Raw genomic sequence first — 9,818 nt, forward strand, 5'->3', positions numbered from 1 at the left:
CCCCGCAGCCCGGCCGACCCGGCCCCGCAGCCCGGCCCGCGCGGGCCCGGGAACCGGCCGTCAGCGCAGCGACTCCTCCCGGAACTCGCCGGGGAAGTCCACCGACGGGCCGTTCTCGCTCTCGCCGTTGCGCAGCTCGACGCGGCGGATCTTGCCGGAGATGGTCTTGGGCAGGTCGGTGAACTGGAGACGGCGCACCCGCTTGTAGCCGGCCAGGTGGGTGCGGGAGTAGTCGAAGATCTGGCGGGCGGTCTCCTCGGTCGGCTCCCAGCCGCCGGCCAGGACGACGAACGCCTTGGGGACGCTCAGTCGCACGGGATCCGGGGACGGGACGACCGCCGCCTCGGCCACCGCCGGGTGCTCCAACAGGACGGACTCCAGCTCGAACGGCGAGATCCGGTAATCCGAGGACTTGAACACGTCGTCCGTCCGGCCCACGTAGGTGATGTAGCCCTCGGAGTCCCGCGAGCCGACGTCACCGGTGTGGTAGAAACCGTCCGCGTACGCGGCGTCGGTCCGGTCCTTGTCTCCGTGATATCCGACCATCAGGCCGAGCGGGCGGGGGTCCAGGCGCAGGCAGATCTCGCCCTCGGCGCCCTCTCCCGGGACCTCCTGTCCGGTGGCGGGGTCGACCAGGACGACGTCGAATCCGGGGCACGGGCGGCCCATGGACCCGTCTTTGATGGGCTGGCCCGGGGTGTTGGCGATCTGCACAGTGGTCTCGGTCTGGCCGAAGCCGTCGCGGATGGTCACCCCCCACGCGTCGCGGACGCGCCCGATCACCTCCGGGTTCAAGGGCTCGCCGGCACCCACCGCCAGCCGTGGCGGCACCTGCAGCTGCGTCAGGTCGGCCTGGATGAGCATCCGCCACACGGTGGGCGGGCAGCACAGGCTGGACACCCCGCAGCGGTCCATCTCGCGCATCATCGCCGTGGCGTCGAAGCGGGAGTAGTTGTAGATGAACACGCACGACCCGGCGATCCACGGCGTGAACACGTTGGACCACGCGTGCTTGGCCCATCCGGGCGAGGACACGTTGAGGTGGACGTCGCCCGGCTGGAGACCGATCCAGTACATGGTCGACAGGTGGCCCGCCGGGTACGAGGCGTGGGTGTGCTCGACGAGCTTGGGCTTGCTGGTGGTGCCGGACGTGAAGTAGAGCAGCAGCGTGTCGTCGGCGTGGGTGGTGTGGCTGGGCTCGAAGTCGGGGGAGGCGTCCATCGCACCGGCGAGGTCGGTCCAGCCGTCGGGGGCGCCGCCCACCGCGAACCGCTGATAGTCGCCGGAGATGGCGGCGAAGCGCTCGGCCAGCTCGGAGCGGGCGATCACGTGCTTGATTCCGCCGCGGGCGATGCGGTCGCGCAGGTCGCCCTCGGCGAGCAGGGTGGTGGCGGGGATGACCACGGCGCCGAGCTTGATCACCGCGAGCATGACGTCCCACAGTTCCACCTGGTTGGCCAGCATGAGCAGGATCCGGTCGCCGGGCCCGACCCCGGCCTCGCGCAGCCAGTTGGCGGTGCGGTCCGAGCGGATCCGCACCTCGTCGAAGGAGTACTTCGCCTCGGTCGGTGCGCCTCCGCCGTCGTGCTCCTCGACGATCCACAACGCGGGATCGGTGTTCCCCTCGGCCTCGACGTCGAACCAGTTGAGTGCCCAGTTCCACTCGTCGAGCTCCGGCCACGCGAAGCCGGCCCGGGCGGCCTCGTAGTCCTCCGCGTTGGCCTGCAGGAAGTCGCGGGCGGCGCGGAATCGGGTGGTGGCGTCGGTGGCGAGCGGGGCCATGAAGTCTCCTGACAGCGGGCACGGGTGAGAACGGGCACGGGAAGTGAGTCAGCTCACAGTATGGGCGGCCGGGCGGCTGGCGGTACACCCGAAAGGGGAGGGTCGGGGGCGGCCCCGGGGCCGGGTCCTGGATTACTAGGAGATGCAAGTATAGAGTGATGGTCATCACGGGAGCAGTGGCGCGCGGACATCTCCGGACCGCGGCCTCACGACGAAGGGATGTCCATGTCGGATCTCAGGCAGATCGAGCACTACATCAACGGCACCAGGGTCGCCGCCACGGGCGGCCGAACCCACGAGGTGTTGAACCCCAGCACGGGCAAGGCGCAGGCCGTGGTCCCGCTGGCGTCGACGGCGGAGGTCGACGACGTGATCGCCAAGGCCGCCGAGGCGCAGAAGGCGTGGGCGGCCCAGAACCCGCAGAAGCGCGCCCGCGTGCTCATGCGGTTCGTCGACCTGATCAACCAGAACATGGACGAGCTCGCGGAACTGCTGGCGATCGAGCACGGCAAGACCACCCCGGACGCGAAGGGCGACATCCAGCGCGGCCTCGAGGTGATCGAGTTCGCGATCGGCATCCCGCACCTGCTCAAGGGCGAGTTCACCGAGAACGCCGGCACGGGCGTCGACGTCTACTCCATGCGCCAGCCGCTCGGTGTGGTCGCGGGGATCACCCCGTTCAACTTCCCGGCCATGATCCCCCTGTGGAAGGCGGGCCCGGCCATCGCGTGCGGCAACGCCTTCGTGCTCAAGCCCTCCGAGCGCGACCCCTCCGTCCCGGTGCGCCTGGCCGAGCTGTTCACCGAGGCCGGTCTGCCCGACGGCATCTTCCAGGTCGTCCACGGTGACAAGGAGGCGGTCGACGCGATCCTCAACAGCGAGACCATCCAGGCCGTGGGCTTCGTCGGCTCCACGCCCATCGCGCAGTACATCTACGAGAACGCGGCCCGCACCGGCAAGCGCGCGCAATGCTTCGGCGGCGCCAAGAACCACATGATCATCATGCCGGACGCGGATCTCGAGCAGGCCGCCGATGCCCTGGTCGGCGCCGGTTTCGGCTCCGCCGGTGAGCGCTGCATGGCCATCTCGGTGGCCGTTCCCGTGGGCGAGGGCACCGCCGAGGCCCTGCTCGAGAAACTGGTGCCCAAGGTCAAGGAGCTGCGGGTGGGCCACAGCCACGACCCGAAGTCCGACTACGGCCCGCTGGTCACCCCCGAGTCCAAGGCCCGCGTGTTGGACTACATCGACCAGGGCGAGAAGGCAGGTGCGGAGATCCTCATCGACGGCCGCAGCGTGGGTGCCTACACGGACGAGTTCAACGGCGAGGACATCTCCGGGGGCTACTACGTCGGCCCCACGCTCATGGACAAGGTCACCCCGGACATGAGCGTCTACACCGACGAGATCTTCGGCCCCGTCCTCGTGGTGGTCCACGCCAAGGACTACGAGGAGGCCCTGCGCCTGCCCAACGAGCACGAGTACGGCAACGGCGTGGCCATCTTCACCCGCGACGGCGACGCCGCCCGCGAGTTCGTGTCCAACGTCCAGGTGGGCATGGTCGGCGTCAACGTGCCGATCCCCGTGCCGATCGCGTACCACACCTTCGGAGGCTGGAAGAAGTCCGGATTCGGCGACCTCAACCAGCACGGCCCGGAGTCGATCAAGTTCTACTCCAAGGTCAAGACGGTCACCCAGCGCTGGCCCTCCGGCATCAAGGACGGTGCCGAGTTCGTCATCCCCACGATGGACTGACCGCGAACCGGATCCGCCGCGCAGCTCACCCGCCGCGCAGTTCACCTGCCGCACACCGTACGAACCGGGCACCGTATGAGAGGAACACCCATGTTCACCCTTGATGACGACGACAAGGTCATCGTCGACACCGCCCGCGACTTCTCGGTCAAGCGGATCGCGCCCAAAGCGCAGGAGTGGGACGCGACGCACCACTTCCCCAAGGACGTCCTCCGCGAGGCCGCCGAGATGGGGATGGGCGCCATCTACGTCTCGGAGGACGTCGGGGGCAGCGGGATGCGGCGGCTGGACGGTGTCCGCATCTTCGAGCAGCTCGCCCGGGGATGCCCGTCGGTGGCCGCGTACCTGTCCATCCACAACATGTGCGTGTGGATGGTCGACGAGTTCGGCACCGAGGAGCAGCGCCACGAGTGGATCCCGCGGCTGGCGTCGCTGGAGCTGTTCGCGAGCTACTGCCTGACGGAGCCGGGCGCCGGGTCGGACGCGGCGGCGCTGCGGACGAAGGCGGTGAAGGAGGGCGAGGGCGAGACCGCGGAGTACGTCCTCACCGGCACCAAGCAGTTCATCTCCGGTGGCGGGCAGTCGGACGTCTACGTGGTGATGGCCCGCACCGGGGAGGCCGGCCCCAAGGGGATCTCGGCCTTCCTGGTCCCGGCGGACTCCGAGGGCCTGAGCTTCGGTCCGGACGAGCAGAAGATGGGCTGGAACGCCCAGCCCACCGCGCAGGTGATCATGGAGGGTGTGCGGGTCCCGGCGGCGAACCTCATCGGTGGCGCGGACACCGGCGGCGAGGGCCTCGGGTTCACCATCGCGATGCGGGGGCTCAACGGCGGGCGCATCAACATCGCCGCCTGCTCCCTGGGCGGCGCCCAGGACGCGTACACGCGGGCCGTCGCCCACGTGCGGGACCGTGAGGCGTTCGGCGGCGCGTTGATCGACGAGCCGACGATCCGCTTCACCCTCGCGGAGATGGCGACCGAGTTGGAGGCGAGCCGGCTCATGCTGTGGCGCGCCGCCGCGGCCCTGGACGCCAAGGAGCCGGATCACGTGGAGCAGTGCGCCATGGCGAAGCTCTTCGTCACCGACCGCTGCTTCGACATCGCGGACCGGGCGTTGCAGCTCTTCGGCGGGTACGGGTACCTGGCCGAGTACGGAATAGAGAAGATTGTGCGAGATCTCCGGGTGCACCGCATCCTGGAGGGGACGAACGAGATCATGCGCGTCGTCGTCGGCCGGGCCGTCGCCGCGCGCGGACTGGGAGCGTAGGACATGGACAACCGATCGCAGACTGTGGCGTTTCTCGGGCTGGGCAACATGGGTGGACCCATGGCCGCCAACCTGGTCGGCGCCGGACTCGACGTCAGAGGATTCGACCCGGTCGCCGCGGCGCAGGACGCGGCCCGGACCGCCGGGATCACCGTGTGCGACTCGCCCGCCGAGGCGGTCCGGGGAGCCGGCGTCGTGATCACGATGCTGCCCAACGGTGCGCTGGTGACCTCGACCTATGACGAGGTCCTGGGCGAGGCGGGGGAGGGGACCCTGTTCATCGACTCCTCCACCATCTCGGTCGACGACGCCCGTGCGGTCCACGCCAAGGCCGTGGACGCCGGGATGCTCCAGGTCGACGCGCCCGTCTCCGGCGGCGTCAAGGGCGCGACCGCCGGCACCCTGGCGTTCATGGTCGGCGGGGAGGACGAGGCCTTCGCGGCCGCGCAGCCCGTGCTCGAGCCGATGGCGGGCAAGGTCATCCACTGCGGCGGAGCCGGGGCCGGCCAGGCCGCCAAGGTCTGCAACAACATGGTGCTGGCCGTGCACCAGATCGCGATCGCCGAGGCGTTCGTGCTCGCCGAGGGGCTGGGTCTCGATCACCAGGCCCTGTTCGACGTGGTCACCGGGGCCACCGGCAACAGCTGGGCGCTGCACACCAACTGCCCCGTCCCCGGTCCGGTCCCCACCTCTCCCGCCAACAACGACTTCACGCCCGGCTTCGCCACCGCTCTCATGAACAAGGATCTCGGGCTGGCGCTCGCGGCCCTGGAGAGCACTGGTACGGTCGCTCCGCTCGGCGCGGCAGCGGCTGCCCTGTACGACGAGTTCGCGCAGGACAACGGTGGCAAGGACTTCAGCGCCATCATCACCAGCATCCGCGATTCCTCGCGGAGCTGAACACCTCCACTCTCGGGAGAACACCATGTCCACCCTCCGACCCAAGGATTCAGACGCTGTACTAGGGGCCCTGCGCCGGGCCCGCCGTGATTCCGGTGTGCCCGTCGTCTTCGCCGGCGACGTCACCGGTGAGACCGCCAGACTGAACCGCTTCATCGGGGTCCGCACCGACTCCATGCAGGGGCTGGCCGTGGCCAGGGGCCGTGGGCTCGGTGGTCACGTGATGGCCTCCGGACGACCGGCGACGGTGCGCGACTACGAGGAGTGCTCGAGGATCACCCGCGACTACGCCGACGCGGTGGACCGCGAGGGCTTGCGGGCGATCATCTCCGTCCCCGTGATCGTCTCGGGCGTGGCGCGGACGATCCTCTACGGATCGGCCCGCGTCGCCACCCAGCTCGGCGACCAGGTCACCCGGACGTTCACCACCGTCGCCGCGGACCTGGCCTCGGAGTTCAAGGTCCACGACGAGGTCGATCGACGACTGCGGATGGCCGACCACGCCGCGGCCGAGCAGAACTTCGGGCTGGAATCCTCCGACAGGGAACGTCTTCGTGTCCTCCACGGCGAGTTGCGGGCCATCGCCGCCGAGCTCGGCGATCCGGATCTCCGCGAGAGGCTCCTGGCCGCGGGTTCCGCGCTGGCGGGGGTGGGCCGGACTCCGGACGTGGGCCGGGACCCGGGCCCGGCGCCGACGGTCCTGTCCCCCCGGGAGATCGACGTCCTCGCACAGGTCGCTCTCGGATGCTCCAACGCCGAGGTCGGCGCCCGACTGTCCCTGTCACCGGAGACGATCAAGGCGTACCTGCGCAACATCGGTACCAAGCTGGGCACACGGTCACGGATGGAGTCCGTGGCCCGCGCCCGGCTCCTCGGCGTCCTGCCCTGATCAGTCCTGCCCTGATCTGTCCGGCCGATCCGTCGTGCTCGGATCCGTCCCGGCCGGGGGCCTCAGTGGTCTCCGGGTCGGCTACAGCGGACCCTGACACCGGTCGCCGGACGGGTGAGCATCATGGTCCACGGGAACGTCAGGTCGTCGGGGTCGTCGCTGATCCGCACCTCCGGCCTGCACAGCGCCGCGACGGCCGCGGACAGGGCGGTCACGGCGATCCTCTCGCCGGGGCACCGGTGGCCGGTGCGGACCCCGGCGCCGCCGTGCGGGATGAACGCCTCCAGCTGTTCGGCGTCGTCGACCCCCAGGAACCGTTCCGGGTCGAAGGTGCCCGCGTCGTGCCAGTGGTTCGGGTCCGTGTCGGTGCCCTGCAGGTCCAGCAAGACGCGTTGCCCCGTCTTCACCGGACAACCCTGGACCTCGAAATCGGTGGTTGCGAGCGCGGGCAACATGGGCACGAACGGGTAGACACGTCGCACCTCCTGGGCGAACGCCACCGCCTCGGGGATCTCGGTGAGCCGACCGGCCTCCTCTGAGGCGTTCCGGATCCGGCTTCGCCACCCCGGGTTCTCGGCCAGGGCCACCGCGGCGAAGGCCGCGAAGCGGGCGACCGCGACGGTCGGACGGGTGAGGTTCTGCAGTTCCACCGCAGCGGTCCGGGCATCGACCAGCTGGCCGTCGTCGTCCCGGAGCTCGGCCATGGCCGCCAGCACCGACTCGGGATCGGGTTGTGTTTCTCCCGACCTGACCTTGCGCACCAGGGACGTGGCCCACCGGTCGAGGCGCAGTCGCTCCACCTGCGCGACGGGGTTCCCGGAGATCCGTCCGAACGTGTCGAGAAGCCTGCTCATCTGCTTGGTGCGCCTGTTCGCCTCCTCCGGACGCACCGGCAACCCGGCCCACCGAAACGCCGCTCGACCGAACGCGGTCGTGGAGTCGTGATACACGGTTCCCGATCCGCGGCGTGCCCACTCGTCGAGCATCTGCTCGAGCTCCACCGCCACGAGCGAGGCGAACTGCGCCACCCGGTCGTCCTCGTAGGCCAGGTCGGCGAGCGCGTTCTTGCGAACGGTGTGGGCGTGACCGTCGAGACCGTGCACGGCTCCGGGTCCGAAGAGCGGCAGACGGACGAACGCCGGCATGGCCCCTTCGCGCTTGACCTTGGTCGAGTCGTAGAAGTGGCGGACCCCCTCGACTCCTCGCAGAAGCACGGCCCGTCGACCCATGAGGCGAAGGCTCACCGGAGTCTGGGAGTCGGCGGGTAGGCCCACGCGCTGCCTCACTCGGGAGGTGAACAGGTATCCGGACCGGAGAAAGTCGAGGGATTGTTCGCGGAGCGTGTGGCTGGCGTGGGACTGCATCGGTGCCTCCTGGTGGCTCGGGTGCGTGTCTCGCCCGACACCCTAGGGGTGCGGCGAGGGCGGGGCATCCGGTCGAGCGCGGGCGTCGCGACTGTGGGCCGGGTCACGGCACACATACTTTCGGGTGTATCGGGTGTGGTGGTCATCACATACTGTTCGGCTCAATCGACGCCTATGCGTCGGCGATCACCCGCCTCGCCGGAGGTCAGATACCCGGCGAACCTGACACGACTGGAGTTGTCTTGACGCAGTCCGGAAACACCCCGCCGGGGGACGCGGCACCGCTGTCCCCGAATCTTCCGCCGGTCGAGCAGAAGACCTCGCTGAAGAAGGTCGCCGCCGCGTCCTCGATCGGTACCACGATCGAGTGGTACGACTTCTTCATCTACGGCACCGCCGCCGCGCTGGTCTTCCCGGCCCTGTTCTTCCCCGACCAGAACCCCGCGACGGCGACGCTGTCCTCGTTCGCGACCTTCGCCGTGGCGTTCTTCGCCCGGCCCGTCGGTGCGGCGATCTTCGGCCACTTCGGTGACCGGATCGGTCGCAAGAACACGCTCGTCTGGACCCTCATCATCATGGGCGTGGCGACCGTTTTCATCGGTCTGCTGCCCGGGTACAACACGGGGGCGTTCGGCGTCTTCGAGGGCGGCATCGGCATCTGGGCACCGACCCTGCTGGTGGTGTGCCGCTTCTTCCAGGGCTTCGCGGTCGGCGGCGAATGGGCCGGAGCCACGCTGCTCACGGCCGAGTACGCCCCCGAGGGCAAGCGCGGCATGATGGCCATGTGGCCGCAGCTGGGCGTGGCCTTCGCGTTCTTCCTCTCCTCGGGGACGTTCCTCATCTTCTCGCTCGTCGCCGGTAGCGGTGCAGACCTCGACAGCCCCTTCATGCAGTACGGCTGGCGTATCCCGTTCCTGCTCTCCGCCGTCCTCGTGCTGGTCGGCCTGTGGATCCGTCTCACGGTCGAGGAGACCCCGGTCTTCCGTCAGACCCAGGCGAGGGAGGCCAAGGAAGCCGCCGAGACCGCGGCTGCCGACAAGGCCGCGAACAGGGTCACGGCCCCCAGGACGCTGCCGTTCGCCGATGCGCTGCGGTACCAGTGGAAAGAGATCCTCATCGCGGGTGGTGCGCTCACCTCGCTGTTCTCGCTCTTCTACATGGGCACCGCGTTCCTCACGAACTACGCCACCGCCACCCTCGGGCACTCCCGCCCGTTCGTCCTGGGCATGGGCATGATCGCCGCGCTGATCTTCGGTGCCGCCATCGCGCTGTCGGCGATGTACTCGGACAAGATCGGCCGGAGGAAGGTCATCGGCACCTCGGTCGGACTGGCCATCCCGTGGACGCTGTTCGTCTTCCCGATCCTCGACACCGGGTCGACCTTCGCCTTCGGTCTGGTGCTGTTCGTCACGCTGATCATCTTCGGTATCGCCTACGGACCGGCCGGTGCACTGCTGCCCGAGCTGTTCCAGGCCCGCTACCGCTACACCGGCGCCGGGCTCGGCTACAACCTCGCCGGCATCCTCGGTGGCGCGCTGCCGCCGCTGGCCGCGGCCGCGATGATCGGGGCCGGCAACACCTTCGGTGTCGGTCTGATGCTCTCGGCGCTGTCCGTCATGTCGATGGTCTGCATCTTCCTCATGACCGAGTCGAGCAAGAACGTCATCCACGCCGATGCCGAGCCGGACGACTCCCGCCTCATCGCCACCGAGATGCCGTGACCCTGGTCTGACGACCCCCATCGAGGACCCACGACACGGATCCTCCCAAGAACAGCCGCGCCCGGCCCCACCCGAGAGGGGGCCGGGCGCGGTGCTGTCCGCGGCCGGGCGTGGTGCAGGTCGCGGGGCGGGGCGTGGTGCAGG

General features: G+C 69.5%; 7 protein-coding genes. 5 read left to right on the forward strand and 2 right to left on the reverse strand.

The window, feature by feature from the left end; all coding sequences use genetic code 11:
• Nucleotides 1-60 precede the first annotated feature (60 nt).
• On the reverse strand, nt 61-1,782 hold the full coding sequence (locus G6022_RS04400) for an AMP-binding protein (protein WP_182639596.1): 1,722 nt from the start codon (nt 1,780-1,782) through the stop codon (nt 61-63).
• Between the two features lie 225 nt (nt 1,783-2,007).
• On the opposite strand from G6022_RS04400, the gene G6022_RS04405 reads away from it, so the two are divergent.
• From G6022_RS04405 to G6022_RS04420, 4 genes are all read left to right on the forward strand, one after another.
• Complete coding sequence (locus tag G6022_RS04405) at nt 2,008-3,534, forward strand: CoA-acylating methylmalonate-semialdehyde dehydrogenase (RefSeq protein ID WP_182610134.1); 1,527 nt, start codon at nt 2,008-2,010, stop codon at nt 3,532-3,534.
• 90 nt (nt 3,535-3,624) lie between these two features.
• Nucleotides 3,625-4,800 carry an acyl-CoA dehydrogenase family protein gene (locus G6022_RS04410; protein WP_182610133.1) on the forward strand — a complete coding sequence of 392 codons (1,176 nt, stop codon included), beginning with the start codon at nt 3,625-3,627 and terminating at the stop codon, nt 4,798-4,800.
• A 3-nt stretch (nt 4,801-4,803) separates the two neighbouring features.
• Nucleotides 4,804-5,700 carry a 3-hydroxyisobutyrate dehydrogenase gene (gene mmsB, locus G6022_RS04415; RefSeq protein WP_179525943.1) on the forward strand — a complete coding sequence of 299 codons (897 nt, stop codon included), beginning with the start codon at nt 4,804-4,806 and terminating at the stop codon, nt 5,698-5,700.
• 25 nt (nt 5,701-5,725) lie between these two features.
• On the forward strand, nt 5,726-6,589 hold the full coding sequence (locus tag G6022_RS04420) for a LuxR C-terminal-related transcriptional regulator (protein WP_179525942.1): 864 nt from the start codon (nt 5,726-5,728) through the stop codon (nt 6,587-6,589).
• 62 nt (nt 6,590-6,651) lie between these two features.
• Here G6022_RS04420 and G6022_RS04425 read toward each other — a convergent pair whose 3' ends face one another.
• A complete protein-coding gene (locus G6022_RS04425) occupies nt 6,652-7,953 on the reverse strand; it encodes a cytochrome P450 (RefSeq protein ID WP_182639595.1) in 1,302 nt (433 codons plus the stop codon).
• 284 nt (nt 7,954-8,237) lie between these two features.
• Here G6022_RS04425 and G6022_RS04430 point away from each other — a divergent pair, with 284 nt between their 5' ends.
• Nucleotides 8,238-9,674: an MFS transporter gene (locus G6022_RS04430; protein ID WP_241731047.1), complete on the forward strand. Its 1,437-nt coding sequence runs from the start codon at nt 8,238-8,240 to the stop codon at nt 9,672-9,674.
• The last annotated feature ends 144 nt before the right edge of the window (nt 9,675-9,818 follow it).

The sequence above is a fragment of the Dietzia sp. Cai40 genome (assembly GCF_014145165.1).
GTDB lineage: Bacteria > Actinomycetota > Actinomycetes > Mycobacteriales > Mycobacteriaceae > Dietzia > Dietzia natronolimnaea.

Coding starts and splice junctions, on each gene's coding strand:
- G6022_RS04400 (WP_182639596.1), bottom strand. CDS start 1,782: ATGGCCCCGCTCGCCACCGACGCCACCACCCGATTCCGCGCCGCCCGC.
- G6022_RS04405 (WP_182610134.1), top strand. CDS start 2,008: ATGTCGGATCTCAGGCAGATCGAGCACTACATCAACGGCACCAGGGTC.
- G6022_RS04410 (WP_182610133.1), top strand. CDS start 3,625: ATGTTCACCCTTGATGACGACGACAAGGTCATCGTCGACACCGCCCGC.
- mmsB (WP_179525943.1), top strand. CDS start 4,804: ATGGACAACCGATCGCAGACTGTGGCGTTTCTCGGGCTGGGCAACATG.
- G6022_RS04420 (WP_179525942.1), top strand. CDS start 5,726: ATGTCCACCCTCCGACCCAAGGATTCAGACGCTGTACTAGGGGCCCTG.
- G6022_RS04425 (WP_182639595.1), bottom strand. CDS start 7,953: ATGCAGTCCCACGCCAGCCACACGCTCCGCGAACAATCCCTCGACTTT.